Consider the following 25,788-nt stretch of genomic DNA (forward strand, 5'->3'; position numbering starts at 1 on the left):
AGGGTTAATTTGAGTGGTGAGATAGGATTTCCAGGATTGTCTCGTGCACCTGCGGGGTACCAGAGACCATACCCCGCGACTGCACGGTCCACGGATTGCCCTCCGGATCCGTGATGATGCCCCCAGCGGCCTTGATAAGGAGCGCTCCCGCCGCGTTATCCCACGGGTGCGGCGAGAAATTCACTGCGCCATCAAATACGCCCTGGGCCACGAAGGCATTATCTAGCCCCACCGAGCCCGTAATGCGCGGCCGCAAGCCGGATTCGCGCAGCTCGTGGAATGCCGCAGTGGGAAGGTTGGAAAAACATCCCACGTGTCCACGGGCATCATCGAATTCTGGGGACTCTTCCCCGCCACCGAAACCGCCGGACGGCCCACCGGCAGAACGCAGCGGCGAGCCGTCGCTGGCAACCAAGCGCCTGCCCAAGAGGGGAAAATCCGAGATGGCCGCGACAGGCTGGCCCTCGTGAACCAAAGCCACCAAGATACCGGCCATGGGATTGCCCGCGGAATAATTTGCGGTCCCATCAATCGGATCGACAACCCACACGGTGTCGTGGATGCTACCGCCGGATTCCTCCCCGTACACCGGGATGCCGGTCATCTGCTGAAGTATGTCGCGCAGCTGCTTTTCGATGGCCAAGTCCACCTCTGTGGCAAAATCGCCCCGGCTTTTAAAGTGGGCCGGCGGCGCCCCGATGCCGGATCGAAAGATGGGCTCAACCTGGTCAACGGCCGCCTCCGCGAAGGCCACCAACTCGCGCGGATCCATCATTGATTACCCTTCCTCGGGGTCATAAGGATCGATGGGCACCTCTGCGGGCAGCGGCTCTACCTCTGCCACCGCCGCTAGCGCCTCCTCCAGGCTGAAGTTTCCCTCATATAGCGCCTTGCCGATGATCGCCGAATCGATGCCCTCATTTTCATACCGGGCCAGCTCGCTAACATCCGCCAGGGAGGAAATGCCACCGGAGGCGGTGACCTTGGCATCGGTTGCCATTGCTACCTCGCGCAATAATTCCACATTGGGCCCAGAAAGCGTCCCGTCCTTGGACACATCCGTGACCACAAAGCGTTGGCATCCTGCGGCATCGAGGCGCTCGAGCACCTCCCAGAGATCCCCGCCATCGGAGACCCAGCCATTGCCCTTCGTGCGCCATTCGCCATCTTCTAAGCGCACCGCCAAATCCACGGCGACCTTTTCGCCATAGTGCCCAAGAATCTTTTCTACCCACTCTGGGTTCTCTAAGGCGGCGGTGCCAATATTGATGCGGTTCGCGCCGGTAGCCAGCGCGCGCTCTACCCCGGCATCATCGCGGATGCCACCGGTAAGCTCGACATTAATGCCGAGTTCTTGGGTAATCCCCGCCATCTGCTCGTGGTTGGAACCGCGATTAAAGGCGGCATCGAGGTCAACAAAGTGCAGCCACTGGGCGCCTTGGCGCTGCCATTCAAGGGCTGCATCCCGCGGGGCACCGTAGACCTTTTCGGTGCCGGCCTCTCCCTGATCCAAACGCACGGCCTTGCCGCCGGCGACATCGACTGCGGGCAAAAGCGTAAAAGTCATGGTCTCATCCTACCTAGAGCGTGTGCATCCAGTTTTCCAATAGCTGCGCGCCCGCATCCCCGGATTTTTCGGGGTGGAATTGCGTGGCCCACAGCGCGCCATTTTCCACCGCCGCCACGAAAGAATCGCCAGCGTGTGTGGACCAGCTCACCAGCGGCGGGCGGGTAATGACAGTTTCCAATTCCCAGCGGCGAACGCCGTAGGAATGCACGAAATAAAATCGCTCATCGGCATTAAGCCCGGCAAACATGGCGCTGCCATCTGGCATCTCGACGGTATTCCAGCCCATATGCGGCAACACGTCGGATTGCAGGCGCTCGACCGTCCCCGGCCATTCGCCGCAGCCTGTGGAGTGGATGCCGTGCTCGACGCCGGCATCGAAAAGCACCTGCATGCCCACACAAATGCCCATGACCGGCCGCTCCCCTGCTAGGCGCTGGCCGATGACCCTTGGCCCATTCACTGCCCTAAGCCCTGTCATGCAGGCATCGAACGCGCCCACGCCGGGAACCAGCAGCCCGTCTGCCTCGAGGGCCTGATAAGGATCCGCCGTGACGGTTACCTCCGCCCCGACGCGCTCGAGGGCACGCTGGGCGGAGCGAATATTGCCCGCGCCGTAGTCCAATAACACCACCGATTTTGTCATGGGCTATACCTTACGCATTCGACGCAAACGGGTGCGGATATCGTTGGTCTCGCTCACGCGAGTCCGGCCCAGGATGAAGTCCGCCGTGGTAAGGAGCAAACCGGCGATGAGGATCGCAACCCCCGCCCCAAAGGCACCGTCGTAGCCGTAGCCCGCCACCATGGCGCCGAGCAGGGTCGAGCCCAAGCCGGTGCCGCTATCGTAGAAAATATTCCAAATGGCCGAGGCTTCCGAGACGCGCTCGCGGGGCAGCCGGTCAAACATGGATAGCAAGGCCTCGTTTTGCGCGATACCGAAGGCACCGCCGAATAGAACCGCGCCGAGCACCAGCCACCAGATGGAGCTTTCCATAAATAGGGTCAGCGAAATCGTCCCGACGCCGATGATCGCCATGATCTGGCTTGGAATGTACAGGCTGCCTGGGGCCCCAGTGCGGTCTGCCACCACGCCGGCGAAGTACCGGAAGATCATCGCCGCGCCGCCCACGATGGACAGCATGATACCGGCGAGGCTGGCGCCCCTTGCGGCATCGAGCTCCTGCATCGCAGGGGACAAGAACGAGGAAATGGCACCGTAGCTCATGGAGAAGGTGGTCAAGGCCAAGGCCGGAACCGCAACCAGCTTCCAGGTAGGAACCCGAATGATATTGACTTCTTCATCATTATCCTCGGCCAAGGTGACCTTGATCTTGGGGATGCGCAGGCACATGGCAAAGCCCAAGAAGCCAATGAGGCCGGCGGTGATATAGGTCGAGGCGTAGCCTAAGGAATCCGCCATGAACAGGCCGAGCGGCAAGAAGATCATCTGCCCCAAGCCTGTAAATACACCAATCATGCCGGTGGCCTTGCCCAGCAGACGCACCGGGGAGAGCTCTGCAATCAGCGCGGATTCGGACACGGTGAGGGCGCCGAAGCCCACCCCGCGCATGGCGGAAAATAGCAAGACGATCCAGGCCTCGGTACCCAACAGGTGGCCGAAGGCCGGCACGCCCAAGGTAAAGGCGGACAGCGCCATCACGCGCCTGTAGCCCCAGCGGCGCAACAGCCACGGCGATATGATCTGCGTGGCAACCGTAAAGGCCATGAAGATACCGGTGGATCCACCCGCCAGGGTCGCGGAACCGCCGGAGTCAATGACGGCCAGCGGCACCACGGGAAGCAGGATGGACCAAGCGCCAAAGGCGGCGGCGATGGCTACCATCGTCGGCGTATAGCCGGGCACCTTCCAAATATTGGTCTCTTGAGATTCGCTCATTTACTAAAGCCTCCAACCATCCAGGCAATGGCCGCGGCCGCGGTGATAACGGCTAAAAGCGCGGCGACGACCGTAAAGAACTTCGAGCCCTGCTGATACGCGGACCAGGCCCCTCCTACCAAGAGGCCTGCCACCAGAAACAGGATGAGGATCATAAACTGCACGGGCTACAGGGCTCCCTTCGTCGAAGGGATGCCGGTCTGGCGCGGATCGTGGTCCACGGCAGCGCGCAGCGCGCGGGCTACCGCCTTGTATTCCGCCTCGGTCACGTGGTGCGGATCGCGGCCGTAGCGCACGTTGACGTGCAGGGTAATAGCTGCGTGGGTGGCCAAGGATTCGAAGAAGTGGCGGTTAATCACCGTGGCATAGTGCCCGCCGATGACCTGCCACTGCAGGTGGTCCGGCTCGCCATTCATCACGAAGTAGGCGCGGCCCGAAAAGTCCACGACCGCCTCTACCAGCGCCTCATCCATGGGTAGTAATTGGGAGCCGAAGCGGCGGATCCCGGCCTTATCCCCCACTGCTTCGCGCAGGGCCTGACCAAGAACGATGGCGGTATCTTCCACGGTGTGGTGGGCGTCTACCTCCACGTCACCGGTGGCCTTAACCTGCAGGTCAAAGAGCCCGTGTGTGGCAAATGCGGTAAGCATATGGTCAAAGAACGGCAGCCCAGTGGAAATGTCGCTTTTCCCAGTGCCGTCAAGGTCGATGGAAACGGTGATGTCCGATTCCGATGTTGCTCTTTGGGCACGCCCCACACGGTTTGTCATAAATCACTCCTTTGAAGTATCCGCTCCTACTGTAGTCGCTAGTTTTTCCGCCGCAGCCAGAAAGGCCGCATTTTCTTCTGGCAGGCCGATGGTCACGCGCAAGTACCCGTCGATCCCTACATCGCGGATGAGTACCTCTTCATCCAAGAACTGCTCCCACACGCGGTGTTGATCCGCAAAATTGCCAAAGAAAAGGAAATTAGATTCGCTCGGCATGACGGTATAACCCATCTCGCGCAGGCGCCCTGCCACCATGTCACGTTCGGCGGCGATGGTTTCCACGGTGGCGAGGGTGTCTGCGCTGTGGCGCAGGGCCACAGTGGCCGCGGCCTGGGATAAGACGGAGAGGTGATATGGCAGGCGCACCAGCATGATGGCCTCCACGAAGGCCGGGTCCGCCACGAAGTAGCCCAGGCGCCCGCCGGCAAAGTCGAAGGCCTTCGACATCGTGCGCGACACCACGAGCTTGGTGGGGTATTTTTCCAACAGGCTCGTCGCGGACGGCGAGGAAGAAAACTCGGCGTAGGCTTCGTCGACGATGACGATGCCGGGGGCGGCATCGATAAGCGCGGCAATATCCTCCAGGCTGGTTATCCCACCGGTGGGGTTATTCGGAGTGGTGACAAAAATGACGTCAGGCTGGTGCTCGGCCACCGCCGCCAGGGCGCGGTCCATATCTATGGCGAAGTTCTCATCGCGCGGGCACTCGATAAACCGGGTGTGGGTACCGGCAGACAGGATCGGGTGCATGGAATACGACGGCGTAAATCCCAGCACGCTGCGCCCGGGCCCGCCGAAGGCCTGCAACAGCTGCTGCAGGATCTCATTGGAGCCGTTGGCGGCCCAGACCTGCTCGTAGGTGACATCCACGCCGGTTTGCTGCGAAACGTAGCGGGCTAGCTCGGTGCGCAGTTCGACCGCATCGCGCTCTGGGTAGCGGTTGAGCGAGCTGGCGCAGCGGCGGACCTCGTCCACGAGGGCATCGACAAGCGCGGGCGAAGGCGGGAAAGGATTTTCGTTGGTATTGAGCTGGTAGGCCACCCGCAGCTGCGGGGCGCCATAGGCGGTCTCGCCGCGCAATTCCTCGCGCAGCGGTAGGTCATGTAGCTGGGCCATTTATTTCTCCTCGAATCGGGCGCGGATGGCCTCCCCGTGGGCGGGAAGGCGCTCGGCATTGGCAAAGGCGATGACGTTGGGGGCGATTTCTTCCAGGGCGCCGCGGTCATAATCGATGAGGTTGACCGGCCGGAGGAAGGTGTGGGTGGAAAGCCCCGCGGAAAACCGCGCCGTGCCCGAGGTGGGCAGCACGTGGTTGGAACCGGCCGAATAGTCCCCCAAGGGCACCGGGGAATACGCGCCGACGAAAATGGCTCCGGCGTGGTTGATGCGCTCTGCCACGGCGCGCGCATCCGCGGTGTGGATTTCTAGGTGCTCGGCGGCATACGCATTCGCCACGGCGATGCCCGCCTCCAGAGAATCCACCAGGACGATGCCGGATTGCTCGCCGGTTAAGGCCTCGGCGGCGCGGGCGGAGTTCTCCGTTGCCGTATAGCGGCGCTCGACCTCCTGCTGCACCTGCTGGGCCACGCTTTCCGATGCCGTAATTAACACGCTTGCCGCCATCGGATCATGCTCTGCCTGGGAGATGAGATCGTAGGCCACGTAGACGGGGTTCGCGGTCTCATCCGCCAAGATGGCGATTTCGGTCGGGCCGGCCTCCGCGTCGGTGCCTACCACCCCGCGCACCGCCCTTTTGGCCGCGGCGACAAAGATATTGCCCGGCCCGGTAATCATGTCCACGGGCTCTACGTCTTCGTCCGCATCGCCGTAGGCCAAAAGAGCTACCGCCTGGCCCCCGCCGACGGCCCATACTTCCTCCACGCCCAGCATGTGGCACGTGGCCAAGACCGTGGGGTGCGGCAGGCCGCCGTCCTCCTTTTGCGGTGGGGAGGCAACCACCAGGCTGGAGGCACCGGCCTCTTGCGCGGGCACGGTATTCATGATGACAGAGGACGGGTAGACCGCCTTGCCGCCGGGAACATAGAGGCCAACGCGCTCGATGGGGCGGAATACCTCGGTCACGGTGGCGCCGGGGGCCAGCTGCGTGGTGTGCGACTCCGGCTTTTGGTCCGCATGCACGCGGCGCACCCGCTCGATGGAGGCCTCGATGGCCGCGCGCACCAGGGGATCAAGCTCGTCGGCGGCCCGCTGCAGTTCCGCCTCAGGCACGCGCAGGGACGGCGGGCGCACTTCATCGAATTGCTCCCCATAATCCAGCGCCGCCTGGGCGCCCTCATCGCGCACCTTATTGACCATCGGCACGACGGTCCCCATGACGGAATTCACATCGGTGCCGCCGCGCGGAAGGACGCGGCGCAGCGTAGCGGGGCGGAGCTGTTGACCGCGGAGATCGATGGTTCGAAGCATTCCTGGCTCACTTTCTGGTTGATCACCGTGGGCTATATCTGTAGACAAACCAATATACTATCGCCCAAAGCGCCGCGGGAACACCCTCTTGGGCGATAGACTCAAAGCAAATTCCAGCGAGGGCGAGTGTGCGGTGCATGATGATCGAATTTGAATCCACCAGTCTTGAGCGGCACCTGCGCGCCATCGTCCGCGAGAATGATTTTTCCTATTGGGCGCTACCTACTGGAGAACTCGTCATCTCCCATGGGCAGGAGGGCTCCACCTTGGTGTCTGTGTCGCAGGCCGACGGTGTGGTAATCCACCTGCACACCACTCCGCGGGGTGCGGTTGCGCTGGGCGATGCCGCCGAGCTGTCCCGCTTCATCACCACGTGGAATGCCGATTGCCTCTACCCCACCGCCCTGCTGGACTATGACGAGGCGGGCTCGCTGGTGCTGTGTGGGCAGAGCCACTTCACCACCGGGACGGCACCAACCCACGATCAATTGGCCGCGTTTGTGCCCGCCGCGCTCCGCGGCGCCGAGGTGCTCATGAGCGTCGCGACGCGCGAATTTCCAGCCCTTGCCCAAGAACCAGAGCTGCTGCTGGCGCCAGACGATGCCACCGCGCCGCCCGCGTTCACCTTGGATTTCCTCGCTGCTGCTCTGCCACAGATAGGCATCGACCGCTTTCATAGCGATGGTGACATCTGCCTATTTGCCCTGGTCAATTCCATCGCCTGCACCTTCACCCTCGACTCTGGGCCAAGCCTCATCATTACCGGCCGGTGGGCTCTCAATGCGGATGGGCACGAGTTCACCCGTTTGTTTTTGATCTGCAATGACTGGAACTTGATAAGCCACAGTGCCACGGCCTACTGCCGCGCCAGCGACGACGGCCTCCACGTCCACGTCGACGTGCCGACGCTTATTGGGGCGGGTCTAAGCCAAGACCAGTTGCAGCGGGTTTTAAGCCAGAGCCTCGATGCGATCCTGCACGCTATCGATGAAATCGCGCGGGAATTTTGCGGCAGCTCCCCGGTTAAGTGGGCGTAACTTCCCGTTGCGGCTCATCCGCAGCCTCTCGCCCCACAACTTCCCAGTCCGCGTCGGAGCTAATAAACGCGGTGCACCAGTAGGAAAACATGGCCAAAAATGGCGCTACCGCCCAGACCACGGCGGGAGAAAAGTTCGGCGCAAACTCCACGACATCGCCTGGGTTCTCCGGCGGGTGCGTCGCGGTGATGCCGCCAAAGACGTAGAAGGACACGGCACCGGCGAAGGCGCATGCCCCCACCCACAGCAACATCGCGAGACCGCGCCCGCGGCGCTGGACAAATGCGGCTAGCCCCAGGCACAGCCCCAGGAAACCCGTAGCGAGCGCAAAGGTCATAAACGCAACGAATTGCGCGTTGCCCACCGCTTCAATGGCATAGCCGCCACCTTCGACAGCGCGGCCGGTCATCGTGGGGCGCATAAAACCCCAGAGCGCGCCGCAGATGCCGAAAACGAGCAGGGAACACGCGAGGAGCCCCGCACCAAAACCGAGAGTGCGGGGCAAGCGAGCTTGGCGGGAAGACACTTTAGTTACAGAAGGTCCAGTTGCCGTCCTCGCGGCGGAAACGAACGGTGGAGGTATCGGTACCTTCCGAGTTTGACACGCTCACGGTGGCGGAGGCGTCATCGCCGTTGACCACAACGTCATTGACCGATTCCAGCTTGGTGGAGGTAGGAATGGCCTCTAGCTGGTTGGCAAATTCGTTGATCTGGGGATTGCCCTGGCCTTGCTGGCGCATGGAGTTTGCGTATTCGGAAAAGGACTGGTTGGGCAGGCTATCGACGTAGTTGAGGTACTGCTGGAAATCCCCGGACTCGCCTTCGCGCACGGCCCGGCAGGCGTGGGCTGGCATGTAGCCAAAGTATTCCTTGACGTTGTCAATCTCATGCTGCCCGCGAACCAGCTGCTCAATGGCCTGCTTATCGCCATCGTTGGCTTCTTGTCCGCCTTCAATGGGCTTAATGTCCTGGGCGTTGGCGAAGGGATCGTCCCCGTTGTGCATGGGGTTCGTATTAGCGCCCTCATTGCCGCCTTCTTCGCCCTTGTCCTTAGGGTCCTCGGCGGCCTTCTTCTTATCCTTTTCTTCCTTTTCCTTCTTATCCTTGTCGGCGTCTTTGTCCTCAGACTTCTTCGCCGATTCCTTTGCGGAGGTCTCAGTAGACGAGGAGGCGGACGAAGACGACGCGGTCTTCGTCGAATCGTCCTCGTCATCTGAGCTGCATGCAGCTAAGGCAAGCGGGGCAACCATAGCGACCGCAAAAAGGGACTTCTTAGCAGGGGTCAAAAAGGACAAGGGAGAGCTCCTGAATCAATCTTTCGAATGCGAAGCCGCCTCACGACGGGTTCTTATGTCCCCGCAATCCTAACAATGCAAGTTTGCAAGGGACATTATTGCAGTCTGAAAAGTACCTGTGAGCTATTCCTTAGCGCGGCGAAACACGTACAATTTCCACTGTGCAACTACATCGCGAGGCCATCATCGACGCCGCCACGACCCTATTGAATACGTATGGGCTTGCCGATGTCACCATGCGCCGCGTCGCCTCCTCCCTCGGCGTTGCCCCGGGGGCGCTGTATTGGCACATCGCCAATAAGCAGGCGCTCATCGCCGCTCTTGCCGAAGATATTATCGCCCCCGTCGCCGGATCCACGCTGGAAGAGATTAGCCTGCACCTGCGCGAATTGCTCCTGGCCCGGCGCGATGGCGCGGAGGTAGCCATCGCCGGCCTCTCGCAGCCGGATTCCCAGGCCTGGGATCACCTCGTCGCGCAGTTTAGCTCCGCCACCTGCCCCGATTTCGATGCCGCCGCACGCAAGGCCGCTGCCCTTTCCGCCGTGCACCTCGTCCTGGGCGCCACGCTGCTCGAGCAATCCCAGCGCCAGCTGCTAGAAACCACCGGCGGGACCACCGCGGCGGACTACCGCGCCGATTTGGTGCGTGGCGTGCGGATTATCAATGCCGGATTGCAGCACAGCGAGGCGGATTAAAACGCTTCACCCCCGCGGCGGATTTCCGCCAAGCACAAGCGAGTACGATCTCTGTGCAGCAGCCCTCCTAGATAGTCACCTCAGAAGAAAGGCCATTTTCGTGTCGTATCCCGCGCATGGCGTATTGATCGATGTCACTGCGGAAAAAGTCGTGCTTCACCGCAGCCTGCTCTCGCGCAGCTTGGGCGCGCCTGCCACCGCAGAAATCGCCCTTGATGCCATCGATGACCTGCGCGCCCACGAACCCACCGCCACCGGTTTTGGTTCGTTGTCCTTAGGCAGCGCCGGCAGCATTGCCTTCGCCCCGCACCAAGACCCCCACAGCGTGGCGCGCGCCATTAAGGCGGCGCAGCAGGGCGATGCACCCGCGGAAGCCGCAGCCCCATCCTCTAGCGAAGAATCCTCCGTGGGCAACCCGGGGCTTGATTTCGTCGCGGTTGATGTAGAAACCGCCAATGATAATTGGGGTTCCATCTGCCAGATCGGCGCTGTGCGTTACCGCGATGGCGGGGAAACCGCGTCCCAGTCGTGGCTGTGCACCCCTCCCCCAGGCTTGGAGCACTTTGCCGAAGTCAATATCTCCATCCACGGTATTACCGCCGCCGATGTCGAAGGAGCAATGCCCTTTGCCACAGCGGCCGCAGAGCTGTTTGATTTCATCGGCAGCGATGTCATCGTCGCGCACAATGTCCAGTTTGACTCCTCAGCGCTGCGCTCCGGATTGCTGGCCGCCGGCGCCGATGTCCCCACCGTCCCGCTGGCCTGCTCGCTCGCTTTGTCCCGGGACGCTTCCAAGCAAGGTGTTATCTCGGTGGCCAACCACAAGCTTCCTACCGTCGTGAAGCACCTCGGCGGTGCCTCTTTTACCCACCACGATGCCACCGAGGACGCCCGCGCCGCCGGCACCATCATCACGGGGCTGGCCCAGCGCTTCGGGCATACCGGAAGCATCACCGATCTCTTTACCACCCGCGAGTTTAGCCTCGGCCGGCTCGAATCCTCGGCCATCCTGCCGGTTCTGCGCGCGCATACCGCGCCCACCTCCGGCGACGATCTGGGCGCCGGCACCGATTTCCGCGATTCCACCCGTTCCGCCGGAACCAACAAGAAGCCCGCGTCTTCCGGCCGGGCGCCGTGGCAGGCCGTTGCCACCCCAGATACCATTCCAGATCCCAACCTCGACGCCGATCCTCAAGGCGCACTCTACGGCCAACACGTCACCCTGACCGGCGATTTCGAGCCGTACGATAAGGGACTGCTGTGGCAGGGCATCGCCAAGCGCGGCGGGCAAGTGGGCAAAAACGTCACCAAGAAGACCACGCTGCTTGTCGTCGGCGAATGGGCAAAGAAGACCTCCAAGGAAAAGCGCGCCGAAGAGCTGCAGGAAAAGGGCCAGGACATCACCATGTGGTCCGGTGCCCAGCTCTTTTCTGAGCTGGAGCTCGACGCCGAGCCGCCTTTTTAAACCCGCAGGGAACCACCCAGCTATTTCTCCAGTCCAATAAGGGCGGATACTCACGACCCTGGAGAAATCGCCATGACCTTGACGCTCGATGCACCCCGCCCCACCACCACTAATTTGCTGCCGGCGCTATTCGCGCGGTCGTGGATTAAGCACCAGCGGCTTTCCGATGACGGCTTTTGCGACTCCCTCGCCACCATCCAGCTCTCCCCCAACCTGTCGATGGCGCTAGTCTTTCCCGGGCAGCGCACCTTTCGCCGGCTCAGCCACCGCGGCCTCGCGGACCTGGATGTCTCGACCCGTCAGGCGTGGAATTGTGCCTCGCTGAACCTGCAGCGCGCCGCGCTCGACTCGCAGGGCCTGCGTTTTTGGACGCGCCCAGCTCGCTGCGCCCTGCCTGCCGCAACGCCTTATGGCGGCCTACAGGTCCGCTCCCACGGTGCCCCGATTTCCTCTTGGTTGGCTCACCCGGAAACCTTTACCGTGCTGGATAAACACATGCGCCGCCTCATGCGCTCGCATTCTTTGACCTACCTGGTGCCGGATTCCGCGACGGTTTTTGTCTTCGCCCACTTACCCGATGAGTATGCCCGCGGCCTCGCCCGCGCCGCCGCCGAACAACTTCCAAGCCATCGCACCGTTTTACATTCGCGCCCGCTAGTATGGTCTAACGGATTTCCCCGCGAATTATGAGAGGAGCACCATGGCGGAAAGCAGGATGTCGCGGCTGAGCAATCAGTACCACGCCTGGACCCGCAGCCACCCCACGGCGGCGGAGGATTTTCGCACCGCCATCGAGGACCTGCTCAATGACGCCGGCATCATCTTTGACCGGGTATCGACGCGCGTCAAGGCCTGGTCTTCACTCAAGCGCAAGGCCAAGAAGCGGGGCGAGGGCGGCGATTTCATCTACCCCACCCCGTGGGACGATATCCACGATGTCATGGGCGTGCGCGTCACCTTGTACCACTCCACCACCATTCCCAATGCGCTAGACGTGCTGGGCGAATCTTTCAAGGTCGTGCGCTCTGTGGATAAGGCGGCCGAGACCCGCATTTCCGGTGGCTTTGGCTACGGTTCCCACCACCTGGTGCTCACCGTGACGGATGATAGCGCGGCGGCCATGGAGGAGCTCGCCGATTTTGTGGGTTGGACCTTTGAGGTGCAAATCCGCACCGTGCTGCAGCACGCGTGGGCGGAATTCGAGCACGATATCCGCTATAAGCAGGGCCCTACCCCGCCCTCGCCCGAGGTCGACCGCCTATTTACGCTGGCCGCCGGCCTCATCGAACTTGCCGATCAGCAATTCGATGAAATCGCCGCGCTCAAGGCCCCGCGCACGGAGGCGGACACGGATGTGGAGCTTACTCCGGAAACCCTGCCTGGCGTCCTGGCCATCATTTTGGGCAATCGCTTCCCGCTTTCGCGTTCGGAGCACTACCGCTTCCTCGCGGAAATCTTGGAGGAAAACGATATCCGGTCCTTGGACCAGCTGGAGCAGCTGCTTGACGATGACGCCATTGCCCACGTCCACGACACCATGCGCTATCGCTTTCGGCCCGGCCAAGTGCGCCTTATCGATGACCTGCTGCTCAATAAGTTTGGCAAGCAGCACATCGAGGCAACCGCTGAATCCGGCGACCGCGCCGGCCGCCGGCGCCGCCTGAACGCGCGCCTTAAGGCGCTGCGCGCCAACTCCTAGCGGAACCCGCCGCGGAATTTTTCCATATCACGGCGCTCCTTCTTCGTCGGCCGGCCCGCGCCGCGGGGGCGCACCGGTACGGATGGCATGAACTCCTTGGGCGGCGGCGGGGGCGCGTGATCGGTATAGCAGGTGCGCGCCACCGGCGCGCCCACGCGCTTGGCGACGGTAGCCAGCACTTCCAAATCGTGCTCGTGGTGGTTGCGCCACACGCGCACCCTATCGCCTGGCACGACTTGTTGCGCGGGTTTGACCGCTTCACCGTTGATTTTCACGTGCCCGGCGCGCACTGCGGTGGCCGCGGCGGATCGGGTTTTGAACATGCGCACCGCCCATACCCAAGCATCAATGCGGACGGGGCGGCCGCTTGGCTCCGGGGTAGGCATTAATAATTATTGTGGTTCTCGTTGACGATTTTGCGAATCTTCAACCAGTTATATCCGCCACCCACCACGGCGATGATAAGGCCCAAAACCATCCAAGCGGCCAAATTAGCAGAAAGCACACCTAAAACAACTCCTGCGCCGAGGCCACCGGCAACGGAAATAACGGCGTTGCGGGAGTGCTTGCGCACCTGCTGCTTGCGCTGCGCAATGGGGTTATTCGGTCGCTGCTGCATAGTCATGACCCAGATCCTACCTCAACCCAGGCAGAGCCTGCTTCGCGCGCGCTGATTTCGCCTTGGGAAAGCGCGGCGAGCATCGCCTGGAGCTCATCGAGCCCACCCGGGCGCACGGCGACGGTAAAGGTTACGGCTGCACCGTACTCGGTATCGGTGATATCGATGCCGCGCCCGCGCAAATCCGCCTCGAGGCGCCCGGCCGTGGCGTGCGGGCATTCCACGGTATAAAGCTCCCGGCGCGCCCGGGTGACCGCCTCGACCTTTTCCATGGCCTCGCTGACCGCCCCGCCATAGGCATGCACAAGCCCGCCCGCACCCAGCTTGATGCCACCGAAGTAGCGCACGACCACCGCGCAAATATCGAGCATTCCAGAGCCGTTCACCACATCCAACATGGGCTTTCCAGCGGTCCCGGAAGGCTCGCCATCATCGGAGGAACGCTCCACTGGGTTCGCGTCGTCGACGTGGTAGACATAGGCGGAGCAATGGTGGCGGGCATCGGGAAAGCGCTGGCGGGCGGCATCGATAAACGCCCGTGCTTCTTCCTCGTTTGTGACCCGGCCGATCAGGGTGATAAACCGCGAGCGCTTGATCTCAATTTCGTGTTCTACCTGGCCGGTGGGGCGCCGATAGGTATCGCGCATTAGGCCACCAGGAAATCGTACTCGGGGGTATTCGGCTGCAGGTGCTGCACCGAGATCTTGGACTCGGCCATCCGCTCCTTCAGCCCTGCCAGGTCTTCGGCGCGGCTTAGCTGGATGCCCACCAGCGCGGCACCGGTCTCGCGGTTATTGCGCTTGAGGTACTCGAATAGAGTGATGTCATCGCTAGGCCCCAGGATTTCAGACAGGAAGTGGCGCAGCTGGCCTGGTTCCTGCGGGAAATTGACCAAGAAGTAGTGCTTCAGGCCGCGGTGCACCAGCGAGCGCTCCATGATTTCGGCGTAGCGCAACACGTCATTATTTCCCCCAGAAATCACGCAGACCACCGTCGAACCCGGCTCCAGCGGCACACGCTGCAGCCCAGCCACGGACAGCGCACCGGCGGGCTCGGCGATAATGCCCTCATTCTGGTACAGGTTGAGCAGGTCCGTGCACACCGCCCCCTCAGAGACCGTGTCCCAGTGCAGGCGCGATTGGTTGGCCTCCAAAATCTCATACGGCAGCGCGCCCAGGCGCTTGACCGCCGCGCCATCGACGAACGGATCCACGCTCTCTAGTGCCACCGGCCCGCCGTTGCGGAAGGCTGCTCTTAGCGATGCCGCCCCTTCCGGCTCCACCCCCACCACCTTCGCGTGCGGCGCCATATCCGCCATGTAAGAGGTGATGCCAGAAATCAGCCCGCCGCCGCCGACGGGAACGACGATGGTATCGACCGAGGCGCCCTTTGCCGAAAGCTGCGCCAAGACCTCCGCCGCCACGGTGCCCTGGCCAATGATCGTATCGCGGGCATCGAAGGGCTCGATGAAGGTGGCGTGGCGCTCGGCGGCATCGGCATGCGCGGCGGCCGCGGCCTCGTCAAAGTTGCCACCCACTACTACGAGTTCCACCTGATCGCCGCCGTGCACGTGGATGCGGTCGCGCTTTTGCATGGGCGTGGGCTCCGGGACGAAAATCTTGCCCGGAATCCCCATGGTGCGGCACGCATACGCCACGCCCTGGGCATGGTTGCCTGCCGATGCCGTCACGATGCCCCTCTCCCGCTCCTCCTGCGACAGGCTGGAGATGCTATTGAGCGCGCCGCGTATCTTATACGAGCGCACGTCCTGGAGATCCTCGCGCTTTAAATAGACCTCACAGCCCGTTTCCGCAGAAAGCCGGGGGCAATACTGCAGCGGCGTCGGCGCGATTTCAGAGCTGATGCGTGCCTGTGCCTGCTGGATATCGGATGCGTGGATGGTCGATTCAGTCATGATTGCAGAGTCTACTCGCCCTACCTAGTGTTCGACCGATTCACCTAGATTTCATTCCGGTGTAGCGCGCCTGTTACGTGGGCCCGAGACAATGGAGCGCTCAACAAGAAAGGACTCTCTCTATGTTTAAGCGCACATCCATCGGCGTGGCTGCCTGCCTTGCGCTCAGCTGCGCCCCGGCCGCCAACGCGCATATCGTCGATAATGTTTTGGAACGCTCCGCCGACGATGCTGCGGTAAAGCTCAGCCCCATTGGCTCCTATGAAGCTGGGGTCATGGGCAAATCAGCAGCGGAAATCGTGGCCTACCACGCCGCCTCCCAGCGCATTCTCACGGTGAACGCGCAATCGGGCAAGGTGGATATCCTGGATGCCTCCGATCCCACCAACCCCAATAAGGTTGCCTCGGTATCTGCCGGCGGCGATAAGGAAATCAACTCCGTGGCCGTGCGCCCCGATGGCCTCGCCATCGCCGCCGTGCAGCAGGCAGACAAAACCGAAAACGGCGAGGCCCTGCTTTTCGATGCCGCCTCCGGCGACGAGCTCGGCCGCGTGCCGCTCGGCGCGCTGCCAGATAACGTGCACATCACTAAAGACGGCGCCTATGCCTTGACCGCGAATGAGGGCGAGCCCTCCGATGAGCTCACCGCCGACGGCACCGAATACGCAAAAGACCCAGAAGGCACCGTATCCGTGATTTCCCTGCCTGATGGTGTCGCGGCGCCCTCTGTTGCCGATGTTCGCACCGCCGATTTCCGCGCTTTCGACGGCCCTGATGCAGAACTTGACCCGTCCATTCGCGTCTTCGGCCCAGAAAACCACCACAACAAACCTTCGCTCGACTTCGAGCCGGAGTATATTTCCTCCGCCGATGGCAAGGCCTATGTCACCTTGCAAGAAAACAACGCCATCGGCGTGGTCGATATCGCCTCCGCCACCGTAGAAAAGGTGCTGCCCGCCCACATCGCGGATCACTCCGTTGTCCCCCTCGATCCCTCCAATAAGGACGGCGAGGCAAAGCTGCGCACGATCCCTGTGCATGGCCTGTCCATGCCGGATTCGATCGGTGCCTTCCAGACCAACGGCCAGACCTACTTCGCAACCGCCAATGAGGGCGATGCCCGCGACTGGGGCGGTTACACCGATGAGGTCAAACTGAAAGAGCTCGTTGAAGAGGGCCAGGTTTGTGATTCCGTCGACCTTCCAGAAGGCATCGAGGATAAGAAATACGCCGGTAACCTCAAGTTAAGCAATGCCTCTGGGTGGAATGAGGAAAAGGGCTGCTTCGATGGCCTGTATTCCTTCGGGTCCCGCTCCTTTAGCATTTACGATGCCGAGGGCAACGTCGTCTTCGATTCCGGTTCCGACTTCGAGGAAATCACCAAAGACATCGAGGGACTTAACTTCAATGCCGATAACGAAGACCCCGACTTCGACGATCGCTCCAATAATAAAGGTCCCGAACCGGAAGCCCTGACGATTGGATCAGTTGGAGATCGCACCTATGCCTTCATCGGCATGGAGCGTGTGGGCGGCATCTTTGTCTATGACGTCACCGACCCCGCTCAAGCCGAGTTCGTCACCTACACCAATAACCGCGATTTCACCGTGGACTACGACGAAGATAATGTCGCCGCCACCAGCTTGGCCGGCGACTTGGGCCCAGAGGGATTGACGTTCGTTAGCAAGGAAGACTCGCCTACTGCCGATGCCCTCCTTATCGCCGGCAACGAGGTATCCGGCACTACCACGGTCTTCTCCGTCGCCGATCTCGTGGGCGGCTCCCAGGCTGAAGGCGACGACGCCGACTCCGATGAAAATGGCGACAATACTCCCGGGGCGTCGCTGCCTGATGACGGTTCTGGCAGCAGCTTCATCGGGAAAGGTATCGGGATTATCGCCGGTGTCATTGCCCTCGGCGCCATGTTGAGCGGGGTGTTGCACTTCATGCCGCAGGTGGCGGATCAATTTTATAAGATGCTTCCTGAACCCATCCGGCAATTACTTCCATAGATTTTTAGCCTTAAAGCTGCTACGTTTTAACAAGCTAAAATCTGAACTTTAAGGAGCCTTTCCCTATGCGTAAACGACTCAGCACCTCTCTCGTCGCTGCCACCGCTGTGGCGGCGGGCCTTGTCACCCCGGCTGTTGCTTCCGCAGATGAGACCGGCAAGGGGCTCAGCGCTGAATGCAAGGCCCAAGTAGAAGCTGCCAAGCAAGAGCACCTCAAGAACATCGAAGAGGGCAAGGGCGGAGTCAACCTGTCCAACCCAAATAAGTTCCTCGAGGGCTTGCTCAATGGCTACGGCACCGCCGGCATGCCGAAGCAGCCAGATTGCGTGACTAAAGAGGCACAGCAACAGCAGCTCGATAGCTTGACCAAGCTTGGCTCCTCCGAGGAAACTGCAGAAAAGTTCCTGAAGGTCTCGCAGTGGACCGCCGTCATCGCCGGCGCCGTCGCTGCGATTCTGCAGACCTACGCCGCCATCGCCAAGTTCAACCCGGCAGTCCTCGAACCGCTGAAGGCTGCGCTTGACCGCTTGGGAATTAAGTACTAATCTCCGATTTCCCAAAAAATGGCCGCCGTTGCATGTGCACGGCGGCCATTTCTTTATGCCCAGCCTTTCGCGGAGGTGTCCTAGCGGCTTCGCCCGAGGCCCGTCGCCACCTCAATCCCTGTTCGCCTCAGAAAGAGGGAGCGCAGGGACGAGGCAGGCAAATTCTACTAGCCCAAAATGCCAGCGCCCATGGTGGCCTTCAGATCCCCCATGAGGTTGCCGGATCGTTGCACGCGGAGGTGCTCGCCTAGGACCATCGTGGTGGTTTGATCGCCTTCGACAAGCTCGAGGTAAACATCGGAATCACCGTGGTTTTTGACCAAAACTTGCTTGAGCCGGGCGATATTTTCCATCGTGCACTGGTCCGTGCGCATGGTCAGGCGCAGCGGCAGGCTCGCACCCCCGCCGGGGCCCAGCTCGGGGACGCGAATATCGGAACAAAACAGCGACCGGCGCTCATCGCGCACCTTGACGTTGACGCGCGCCAAGATGATGTTGTCTTCCACGATATGCGGCGCTGCCAGCGAATAGACCTTATTGAATACCAAGATCTCTACCTGCGCGCCGTTGTGGTCTTCTACCGTGACAATCGCCCACGGGGAACCATCGCGCTTAGAAAAGCGCCGGTCCACGCCGGAAATGATGCCGCCGATGATGAGTTCTTGGCCATTGTGTACCTCATCGTTGAGGATCTTGGTCAGCGGAGTATTGGTCTGCGCAGCTAGGGCCTCTTCGAAACCATCGAGTGGGTGGCCAGAAACGTAGAGGCCCAGCATCTCTCGCTCGAGTGCCAACTCGTGCTTGCGATCCCACGAGTCGTCCGGCACATCAATGGCAAAGGCGCCCTCCGAGGAGGCGTCGTCGCCACCGCCGAAGCCGGCAAAGAGGTCGAATTGCCCCTTATCCGCCGCTTTCTTGGTGGTTTGCACGGCATCCACGGCGTCCTCGTGAATAAGCATCAGCCCCTTGCGCGGCTGCTGGAAATCATCAAAGGCGCCGGCCTTAATCAGCGCCTCGGTCACGCGCTTGGAACACGCCGCAAGGTCGATCTTGTCGAGGTAATCGCTAAAGGAGTTAAACGCCCCCTTTGCCTTGCGCGAGGCAATGATGGATTCGACCACTTCAGAGCCCACGTTGCGGATAGCGCCCATGCCGAAGCGAATATCCTCGCCCACAGCTTGGAAGTCCTCCTCGGACTCATTGACCGAAGGCGGCAAGACGTTAATGCCCAAGTGGCGGCAGTCCGACAAGTAGATGGCGGACTTATCCTTCTTATCGCCCACAGAGGTCAACAGCGCTGCCATGTATTCCGGCGCGTAGTAGGCCTTGAGGTAGGCAGTCCAGAACGAGACCAACCCGTAGCCCGCGGCGTGGGACTTGTTAAACGCGTACGACGCGAAGGGCTCGATGGTCCCCCACAGGGCATCCATGGCGGATTTTGAGTAGCCATTTTCTTGCATGCCGCCCCAGAATTTATCGTATTGCTGGGCCAGGACCTCGGGCTTTTTCTTACCCATCGCCTTACGGAAGCCGTCCGCCTCACCGGCGGTGTAATTCGCAACCTTCTGCGAGATACGCATGATCTGCTCCTGGTAGACGATAAGACCATACGTCTCATCCAGGATTTCCTTCAGCGGCTCCTCGAGCTCAGGGTGGATCGGGGTAATTTCCTTGCGCCCGTTCTTGCGGTCGGCATAATCCCAGTGGGCGTTAACGCCCATCGGGCCGGGGCGGTACAGGGCCAAGGAGGCCACGATGTCTTTGAAGCCGGTAGGCTTCATGCGCTTGAGCAACTCCTGCATTCCGCCGGAGTCCAGCTGGAACACGCCCAAGGTATCCCCGCGCGAGAGCAGGTCATAGACCTTGGAGACCTTGGGGTCATCGGCATGCAGCTGCTCGAGCTGCACTTCTTCGCCGCGGTTGCGCTTGATGTTTTCGATGGCATCGCCAATAACGGTGAGGTTGCGCAGGCCCAGAAAGTCCATCTTCAACAGGCCAATGGCCTCGCAGGCGGGGTAATCCCAGCCGGTGATATAGGCGCCATCGGCAGGCCGCTTCCACATCGGGATGTGGTCCATCAACCGCACGGAGGCCATAATCACCGCACAGGCGTGCACGCCAGCCTGGCGAACAACGCCCTCCAAGCCGCGCGCGGTGTCATAAATCTTTTTCACATCCGGGTCAGATTCCACCATCTGGCGGACCTCGGCGGCCTCGGAATAGCGCTCGTGGTCGGGGTCGGTAATGCCCCGCAGCGGAATGTCCTTCGCCATAATCGCCGGGGGCAGCGCGCCATTGATGCGGTCCGCCATCTGGAAGCCGGGCTGACCAAAGTGCACCTTGGCGGAGTCCTTGATGGCCTGCTTGGTTTTCACCGTGCCGAAGGTAATGACCTGGGCTACCTTATCCTCGCCCCAGCGCTCGGCGGCGTAGGTAATCATCTCGCCGCGGCGGCGATCGTCGAAGTCGATATCGATATCGGGCGCGGACGGGCGCTCGGGGTTCAAAAAGCGCTCGAAGAGCAGGTCGTGTTCCAGCGGATCAATATTGGTAATGGTCAGCGCGTAGGCCACGAGCGCACCCGCCGCAGAACCACGGCCGGGCCCCACGCGGATGCCCACCGAACGCGCATACTTAATAAGCTCCGCCACGATGAGGAAGTAGGACGGGTAGCCCTTCATCTCAATCACGGAAATCTCGTACTTGGCGCGCTCGATATACTCCTCCGGCACATCGCGCCCGGGGAACCGCTGCTGCAGCCCCTCCATCACCTCGTGGGTCAGCCAGGAGGTGGGGGTGTGGCCCTCGGGGACATCGGCAATGGGCATGCGGTCGTGGGGGTGTTCCTCCCACACCTCGCTGTAGTCTTGCACGCGCTCGGCAATCCACAGGGTGTTATCGCAGCCATCCGGAATCAGGTCATCCCAGGTATCGCGCATCTGCGCGGCGGACTTGATGTAGTAGCCGGTACCGCCGAACTTGAAGCGGTCCGGGTCCATGAACGTCTTGCCGGTCTGCACGCACAGCATGGCCTCGTGCGCCGGAGCCTGGGATTCCAGCACGTAGTGGCAGTCATTGGTCACCAGCGGCGGCAGGTCCAGCTTCCGGCCGATTTCGAGCAGCCCATCGCGCGTGCGCTTTTCGATGTCCAGCCCATGGTCCATCAACTCCAAGAAGAAGTTGTCCTTGCCATAGATGTCTTGCCACATGGCTGCGGCCTCAAGCGCCTCATTGAATTGACCGAGGCGCAGGCGGGTCTGCACGTCGCCGGACGGGCAGCCGGTGGTGGCGATGATGCCATCGGCATGCTCGGCGATGAGCTCTGCATCCATGCGCGGCCACTTGCCCAGCTGGCCCTCGTAGGAGGCGAGCGAGGAAAGCGTGAACAGGTTGCGCAGCCCGGTTGCGTTTTCCGCGATCATCGTCTGGTGCAAATACGCGCCCGAGGCGGAGACATCGTCGCGCTTTTGGTCCGGGGTACCCCACAGCACGCGTTTTTTATTAAAGCGCGATTCCGGGGCCATGTAAGCCTCGATGCCGATGATGGGTTTGACCCCGGCGCTGGTCATGCGCTTGTAAAAGGCGTCGGATCCATACATATTGCCGTGGTCTGTCATGCCCACAGCGGGCATGTTTTGCTTGACCACCTCATCAGCCAACATATCGACCTTGGCCATGCCGTCCAGCATGGAGAACTCGGTATGGTTATGCAGGTGGACGAAGGAGGAGTTTTTGGCCATGCGGTCATCTTAGCGGGGCGGTCAAGATGACGATATTATGCGGTGATGATCTACACGCTCGCCGCATACATCATGTGGGGGTTCTTCCCCGCGTTCTTCCCGCTCCTGCTGCCGGCCACGCCGCTGGAAATCCTCGCCCACCGCGTGTTGTGGACCGCGGTTATCGTCACGGCGTTTTTAATATTCAGCGGCGGCTGGCGCGAATTGGTGCGCATGGACAAGCGCACGTGGGGCTGGCTTGCCGCCGGGGGCGTATTTATCACGGTCAACTGGGGCACCTATGTGCTGGCGATTAATACCGATCACGTGGCCGATGCCGCTTTAGGCTATTTCATCAATCCCCTGGTATCGGTGGCGCTCGGCATGATCTTCTTAAAGGAGCAGCTGCGCCCATGGCAGGCGACCGCCGTCGCCGTGGCGGCAATCGCGGTGCTGTATCTGACCTTCTTTACCGGCCAGGCGCCGTATATCTCGCTGCTATTGGCGGCATCGTTTGGTATCTACGGGCTTATCAAGAAGCAGGTGCGGGTTTCGGCAGCGGTCTCGGTCGCGGCGGAGGCATTGGTGGTCTCCCCCATTGCCATCGCCTATATCGTGTGGCTCGAGCAAGCCGGCCACGGCACGTTCACTTCGGAAGGCACGCCACACATGCTGCTATTAATCAGCGCCGGTCTGATCACCGCGCTCCCACTATTGTGCTTTGCCCAAGGCGCGCGGACGCTGCGCTTGTCGACGATCGGCATGCTCCAATACCTCACCCCCATCATGCAGATGCTGTGGGCGCTCTTTGTCACCCAAGAGCACTTTTCCGCGCACCGGTGGATTGGTTTCGGCATCATCGGCGTAGCGGTCAGCATCTACATTGCGGATCTCATTCGCGTTCGCCAAAGCGCGCCACGCAAGAGTGCGCGGCGCAGGTAAGCGGCACGCAAGAGTGCGCGGCGCGGGGGAATGCGAAAGGTTGCTCGCGCAGGAAAACGGTACGCAGGAATGTCCGGTGTGGAAAGGGGTGCGCAAGAGTCGCCGCTGAGGGGCGGGCCTTGGGCTCAAAGCTGTGGCTATCTGGGCCCGGTATCAACGAGGTCCGGCGGTGGCGGCTGCCAGGGTTTAATCCACCGCACGCCGCCGTGTACGCGCTCGAAGCGGCCATTGCGGGGGCGGCCCGCGCGGTCGTCGTCGTTGCGGCCGTTGTGATGCGGGCACGCTACGGTGAGGTTCTTAGCATTGGTCCACCCGCCGCCGGCCCAGCTATAGATGTGGTGGACTTGGCACTCATCGGCTGGGCGGTGGCACCCGCGCGCCGGGCAGATGGGGTTTTCGGCGGCGGCCATCATAAATTGCTTCCACGTTGCCCCGCGCCGCATGCGGTACAGGTTCACCGGCCCCTCCACGGGGTGGAGAAGAGTGATAAAACCTTCCTCCGCCATTGCGCGCTGGGCCAGCTCGGCGCCGCTTATCTGCGCTCCGTTGGTCATGGTGACCGTGACGTCTTTATCGCCCTGCGCGATAGCGCTCAGCTTATCCAGCGGGATTACCACGTTGGTGCGCACGGTGGAGGTGGAGGCGCCGGAGTGGAAGAGGGCGGCGACATCGGCAAGCGTGCCTGCTTGGTTATGCAGCTCCGCGACGAGGCTGGAGCTGCCCGTAATCGTCAGCGTCCATGGTTTGCCGGCGGCTCGGCGGCGCAGCCGCACCCCGGGTTTGGGCTCGCGCGGCGGGCGCAGCGCGCGCACCTTCTTGCGGGCGAGCTTGTCCATCGCCTGGGTATCGGCCGATACCTGGGCAAGCTCCGCGCGCAGGGCCCAGGCCCGGGCTTGGGTGGGCGCGCGGCGGGCGTGCTTTTCGATGACCTCCAGCGTTGGCAGCGAATGCCCATTGCGGCGCGCCCCCTCGACCGCGCGACGCTGGCGGCGCGTAAAGCTGGTCGGCCCGAAATAGATCTGGGAAAGGTGGGCTATCGACGCGGCGGCGGCATCCGGCATTCCGGCGGCGGTCAGCTCGGAGGCGGGCATATCGGCGGCCTCGGCGAGGATGTCCATCGCCGAGTTTAAAGCCGCAATATATGCCCGAATGTGTTCCATGCCCCCGATGCTAAGCCGCCACCCCCGCACCCCGCGCGGCGAAGCGTTCAGGATGGCAAATTTAGCTGGGTGGGCGCACGGCGAAGCTGCCCCAGGCGGCATCGGCAGGCGCGGGCTCGACGGCGGCGACGGCGGGGAGGGAGGCGACATCGGCAAGCTGGGTGCCCGTGCCCCACACCACGGCGGCGCTGACCGCGCTGGGGCGCTGGCCGTAGGAGGCGCCGATGCGATCGAAGGTGCGGTTAATCACCGCGGCGCGATCCTCGCCGGCAACAGGCTCCGGCACCGCGATGGGCGCGGTCGACCCCATAAGGATGGCGTCCATGCGCGGAATATCAGTCAGCGCGGCGGCGACGGCGACAGGCGGCAGCTCGGTATCGAAGGTAACCAGCGCATACGTGGCGGCATCCGGGTCGATGTCCATGGAATTAACGCGCTCAATATACTCCGCGCGGGACTCCCCATCCGGGCCCAGCTGATCGCCTTGCACGCGCGTGGATGCCTGCGTGCCCAGCGTGCCAAAAAGCACCAGGGCCACCACGATCGCCACCAGCACCAGCGCCAAGGCCGCTAGGCGGCGCCGCCGATAAAACTTCTTCATCCCTGCAGGCGCTCCAAGGCCTGTTGCAGGTCATCGGGGTACGGCGCGCGGGCCTCGAACCACTTCCCGGTGCCGGGGTGGGTAAAGCCCAGCTGCACCGCATGCAGCCACTGGCGCTCGAGTCCTAGGCGGGCAGAAAGCTGCGGGTTCGAGCCGTACATGGGATCGCCGACGCAGGGATGCCCGGTGGCGGACATGTGGACGCGGATTTGGTGGGTGCGGCCGGTTTCCAGGTGCACCTCGATGAGGCTGGCCTCGCGAAAGGCCTCGATGAGGCGGTAATGGGTGACCGCGGCCTTGCCGTCGTCAAGCACGGCGAATTTCCAGCCCGATTTCGGGTGCCTGCCGATGGGCGCATCGATGGTGCCTTCGATCGGATCGGGCAGGCCCTGGACCACCGCGTGATAGGTCTTTTTCACGGTCCGGTGCTTAAACGCATGCTTGAGCGCCGAGTACGCGCGCCCGGAAGAGGCCACGACCATGACCCCGGAGGTGCCCACGTCCAGGCGGTGGACGATGCCCTGGCGCTCGGTGGGGCCAAGCGAGGCCACGTTATACCCTGCCGCGCGCAGCCCGCCGATGACCGTCGGACCATCCCAGCCCACGCTCGGGTGCGCGGCGACGCCCACGGGTTTGTGCACGCAGATGATATCGGCGTCGCTATATAAAACGTCCATGCCCTCCACCAGCTCCTCGCGCGGAAGCAGGGGCTTTTCCGGCTCTGGGAGCAGCACCGAGACCACCTGGCCGGACGCCAGGCGCTCGGATTTACCCAGCTCCTGCGAATCCACGGTGACCCCGCCTTCGGCGCACAGCTGGGCAGTGGCCGAGCGGGAGAGGCCGAGGAGCTTGGCAAGCGCGGCATCGGCACGCATGCCCTCCAAGCCTTCTGGAATGGGAAAACTGCGCAATTGCCTATTCATTTTCCGCCCTCCGTTCCGCAATTAGCATGGCACCGATGAAGATGACGACGCCGCAGGTAATGGCCGCATCTGCGATATTAAAGACCGCGAACGAGCCGACCGAGATATAGTCCACGACGTGACCGAACCAGAAGCCGGGGTCGCGGAAGATGCGGTCTGCAAAATTGCCCAATGCCCCACCTGCAATGAGCGCCAGCCCCAGCGCCTGGCCCGTATTGTGGATGCGCGGGGCGGCGATGGCAACGCCTAAGACGAACGCCAATTGAATGGTGGTAAACAGCCAGGTCGATCCCTCGCCACCGATGGAAAACGCCGCGCCCGGGTTAAAGAGCAGGGTAAACCTGAACCAGTCCCCAATGACATAGTGCGGCACACCCTCCGTCAGGACGGTCAGCATGAGTTGTTTTACGGCTTGATCCACAACCGCCACGGCGATGACCACCGCGGCGATAAGACCTGTCTGACTCCTTCGTTTTTGGCTCACCCACACCATTCTA

At 62.0% G+C, this 25,788-nt stretch carries 27 protein-coding genes; 8 read left to right on the top strand and 19 right to left on the bottom strand.

What is annotated here, in order from left to right; all coding sequences use genetic code 11:
- Positions 1-4: 4 nt before the first annotated feature.
- Genes ACP8IT_RS07965 through hisD form a run of 8 tightly spaced genes read right to left on the bottom strand, consistent with a single transcriptional unit; the run spans position 5 to position 6,664 of the window.
- Entirely contained in the window at positions 5-775 is a 771-nt protein-coding gene (locus ACP8IT_RS07965; protein WP_284830854.1) for an inositol monophosphatase family protein, read from the bottom strand.
- Positions 776-778: 3 nt separating this feature from the next.
- Positions 779-1,567 carry a bifunctional 1-(5-phosphoribosyl)-5-((5-phosphoribosylamino)methylideneamino)imidazole-4-carboxamide isomerase/phosphoribosylanthranilate isomerase PriA gene (gene priA / locus ACP8IT_RS07970; RefSeq protein ID WP_284610100.1) on the bottom strand — a complete coding sequence of 263 codons (789 nt, stop codon included), beginning with the start codon at positions 1,565-1,567 and terminating at the stop codon, positions 779-781.
- 13 nt (positions 1,568-1,580) lie between these two features.
- Positions 1,581-2,213: an imidazole glycerol phosphate synthase subunit HisH gene (gene hisH, locus ACP8IT_RS07975; protein ID WP_278722843.1), complete on the bottom strand. Its 633-nt coding sequence runs from the start codon at positions 2,211-2,213 to the stop codon at positions 1,581-1,583.
- A gap of 3 nt (positions 2,214-2,216) precedes the next feature.
- Positions 2,217-3,467 (bottom strand): MFS transporter, encoded by a 1,251-nt coding sequence (locus ACP8IT_RS07980; RefSeq protein ID WP_490289872.1) that lies wholly within the window; start codon positions 3,465-3,467, stop codon positions 2,217-2,219.
- Entirely contained in the window at positions 3,464-3,631 is a 168-nt protein-coding gene (locus ACP8IT_RS07985; RefSeq protein ID WP_023017276.1) for a hypothetical protein, read from the bottom strand. The genes ACP8IT_RS07980 and ACP8IT_RS07985 overlap by 4 nt, the downstream gene beginning before the upstream one ends.
- 3 nt (positions 3,632-3,634) lie before the next feature.
- The gene (gene hisB / locus ACP8IT_RS07990; RefSeq protein WP_237791747.1) at positions 3,635-4,237 is read right to left on the bottom strand and encodes an imidazoleglycerol-phosphate dehydratase HisB; all 603 of its coding nucleotides are present in this window, start codon (positions 4,235-4,237) and stop codon (positions 3,635-3,637) included.
- 3 nt (positions 4,238-4,240) lie between these two features.
- Positions 4,241-5,353 carry a histidinol-phosphate transaminase gene (locus ACP8IT_RS07995; RefSeq protein ID WP_490289873.1) on the bottom strand — a complete coding sequence of 371 codons (1,113 nt, stop codon included), beginning with the start codon at positions 5,351-5,353 and terminating at the stop codon, positions 4,241-4,243.
- Positions 5,354-6,664: a histidinol dehydrogenase gene (hisD, locus tag ACP8IT_RS08000; protein ID WP_490290600.1), complete on the bottom strand. Its 1,311-nt coding sequence runs from the start codon at positions 6,662-6,664 to the stop codon at positions 5,354-5,356.
- 137 nt (positions 6,665-6,801) lie between these two features.
- Between hisD and ACP8IT_RS08005 the strand changes: the two genes are divergently transcribed.
- Complete coding sequence (locus ACP8IT_RS08005) at positions 6,802-7,701, top strand: YbjN domain-containing protein (RefSeq protein ID WP_490289874.1); 900 nt, start codon at positions 6,802-6,804, stop codon at positions 7,699-7,701.
- On the opposite strand, the gene ACP8IT_RS08010 is transcribed toward ACP8IT_RS08005, so the two are convergent.
- Both ACP8IT_RS08010 and ACP8IT_RS08015 read right to left on the bottom strand, forming a co-directional pair.
- Entirely contained in the window at positions 7,688-8,227 is a 540-nt protein-coding gene (locus tag ACP8IT_RS08010; RefSeq protein WP_490289875.1) for a hypothetical protein, read from the bottom strand. The genes ACP8IT_RS08005 and ACP8IT_RS08010 overlap by 14 nt on opposite strands.
- A 1-nt stretch (position 8,228) precedes the next feature.
- Positions 8,229-8,996 (bottom strand): hypothetical protein, encoded by a 768-nt coding sequence (locus ACP8IT_RS08015; RefSeq protein WP_023028949.1) that lies wholly within the window; start codon positions 8,994-8,996, stop codon positions 8,229-8,231.
- Between the two features lie 161 nt (positions 8,997-9,157).
- On the opposite strand from ACP8IT_RS08015, the gene ACP8IT_RS08020 reads away from it, so the two are divergent.
- From ACP8IT_RS08020 to ACP8IT_RS08035, 4 genes are all read left to right on the top strand, one after another.
- Positions 9,158-9,691, top strand: a complete 534-nt coding sequence (locus tag ACP8IT_RS08020) for a TetR family transcriptional regulator (protein WP_023017269.1) — start codon at positions 9,158-9,160, stop codon at positions 9,689-9,691.
- 100 nt (positions 9,692-9,791) lie between these two features.
- On the top strand, positions 9,792-11,156 hold the full coding sequence (locus tag ACP8IT_RS08025; RefSeq protein ID WP_490289876.1) for an exonuclease domain-containing protein: 1,365 nt from the start codon (positions 9,792-9,794) through the stop codon (positions 11,154-11,156).
- A gap of 72 nt (positions 11,157-11,228) precedes the next feature.
- The gene (locus ACP8IT_RS08030; protein WP_237800491.1) at positions 11,229-11,846 is read left to right on the top strand and encodes a hypothetical protein; all 618 of its coding nucleotides are present in this window, start codon (positions 11,229-11,231) and stop codon (positions 11,844-11,846) included.
- A gap of 10 nt (positions 11,847-11,856) precedes the next feature.
- Complete coding sequence (locus tag ACP8IT_RS08035; protein WP_023017266.1) at positions 11,857-12,855, top strand: GTP pyrophosphokinase; 999 nt, start codon at positions 11,857-11,859, stop codon at positions 12,853-12,855.
- Here the strand turns inward: ACP8IT_RS08035 and ACP8IT_RS08040 are convergent.
- From ACP8IT_RS08040 to ilvA, 4 genes are read right to left on the bottom strand one after another with little or no spacing between them, the layout of a single operon-like run.
- Complete coding sequence (locus tag ACP8IT_RS08040; RefSeq protein ID WP_023017265.1) at positions 12,852-13,241, bottom strand: RNA-binding S4 domain-containing protein; 390 nt, start codon at positions 13,239-13,241, stop codon at positions 12,852-12,854. The two genes, ACP8IT_RS08035 and ACP8IT_RS08040, sit on opposite strands and share 4 nt — an antisense overlap.
- On the bottom strand, positions 13,241-13,480 hold the full coding sequence (locus ACP8IT_RS08045; protein ID WP_005278507.1) for a hypothetical protein: 240 nt from the start codon (positions 13,478-13,480) through the stop codon (positions 13,241-13,243). Before ACP8IT_RS08045 ends, ACP8IT_RS08040 begins: the two co-directional genes overlap by 1 nt.
- Positions 13,477-14,121, bottom strand: a complete 645-nt coding sequence (locus tag ACP8IT_RS08050; RefSeq protein WP_005283783.1) for a YigZ family protein — start codon at positions 14,119-14,121, stop codon at positions 13,477-13,479. Before ACP8IT_RS08050 ends, ACP8IT_RS08045 begins: the two co-directional genes overlap by 4 nt.
- Entirely contained in the window at positions 14,121-15,389 is a 1,269-nt protein-coding gene (gene ilvA, locus ACP8IT_RS08055; RefSeq protein ID WP_023017264.1) for a threonine ammonia-lyase IlvA, read from the bottom strand. Before ilvA ends, ACP8IT_RS08050 begins: the two co-directional genes overlap by 1 nt.
- Positions 15,390-15,511: 122 nt before the next feature.
- Here ilvA and ACP8IT_RS08060 point away from each other — a divergent pair, with 122 nt between their 5' ends.
- Positions 15,512-17,401, top strand: coding sequence for a choice-of-anchor I family protein (locus ACP8IT_RS08060; RefSeq protein WP_278722833.1), 1,890 nt, complete (start codon positions 15,512-15,514; stop codon positions 17,399-17,401).
- Positions 17,402-17,466: 65 nt separating this feature from the next.
- On the top strand, positions 17,467-17,946 hold the full coding sequence (locus tag ACP8IT_RS08065) for a hypothetical protein (protein ID WP_005278493.1): 480 nt from the start codon (positions 17,467-17,469) through the stop codon (positions 17,944-17,946).
- A 167-nt stretch (positions 17,947-18,113) separates the two neighbouring features.
- Here the strand turns inward: ACP8IT_RS08065 and dnaE are convergent, their stop codons facing one another.
- Complete coding sequence (gene dnaE / locus ACP8IT_RS08070; RefSeq protein WP_490289877.1) at positions 18,114-21,686, bottom strand: DNA polymerase III subunit alpha; 3,573 nt, start codon at positions 21,684-21,686, stop codon at positions 18,114-18,116.
- Between the two features lie 45 nt (positions 21,687-21,731).
- Here dnaE and rarD point away from each other — a divergent pair, with 45 nt between their 5' ends.
- Positions 21,732-22,607 carry an EamA family transporter RarD gene (rarD, locus tag ACP8IT_RS08075; RefSeq protein ID WP_284628683.1) on the top strand — a complete coding sequence of 292 codons (876 nt, stop codon included), beginning with the start codon at positions 21,732-21,734 and terminating at the stop codon, positions 22,605-22,607.
- Positions 22,608-22,744: 137 nt separating this feature from the next.
- On the opposite strand, the gene ACP8IT_RS08080 is transcribed toward rarD, so the two are convergent.
- The 4 genes from ACP8IT_RS08080 to lspA all read right to left on the bottom strand — a co-directional run bounded on the left by ACP8IT_RS08080 (position 22,745) and on the right by lspA (position 25,784).
- Positions 22,745-23,767, bottom strand: a complete 1,023-nt coding sequence (locus tag ACP8IT_RS08080) for an HNH endonuclease signature motif containing protein (RefSeq protein ID WP_490289878.1) — start codon at positions 23,765-23,767, stop codon at positions 22,745-22,747.
- Between the two features lie 61 nt (positions 23,768-23,828).
- Positions 23,829-24,368, bottom strand: coding sequence for a hypothetical protein (locus ACP8IT_RS08085; RefSeq protein ID WP_490289879.1), 540 nt, complete (start codon positions 24,366-24,368; stop codon positions 23,829-23,831).
- The gene (locus tag ACP8IT_RS08090; protein ID WP_005278479.1) at positions 24,365-25,291 is read right to left on the bottom strand and encodes an RluA family pseudouridine synthase; all 927 of its coding nucleotides are present in this window, start codon (positions 25,289-25,291) and stop codon (positions 24,365-24,367) included. The genes ACP8IT_RS08085 and ACP8IT_RS08090 overlap by 4 nt, the downstream gene beginning before the upstream one ends.
- A complete protein-coding gene (gene lspA, locus ACP8IT_RS08095) occupies positions 25,284-25,784 on the bottom strand; it encodes a signal peptidase II (protein WP_005278476.1) in 501 nt (166 codons plus the stop codon). Before lspA ends, ACP8IT_RS08090 begins: the two co-directional genes overlap by 8 nt.
- Positions 25,785-25,788 lie beyond the last annotated feature (4 nt).

It is taken from the genome of Corynebacterium sp. LaCa_23 (assembly GCF_058182375.1).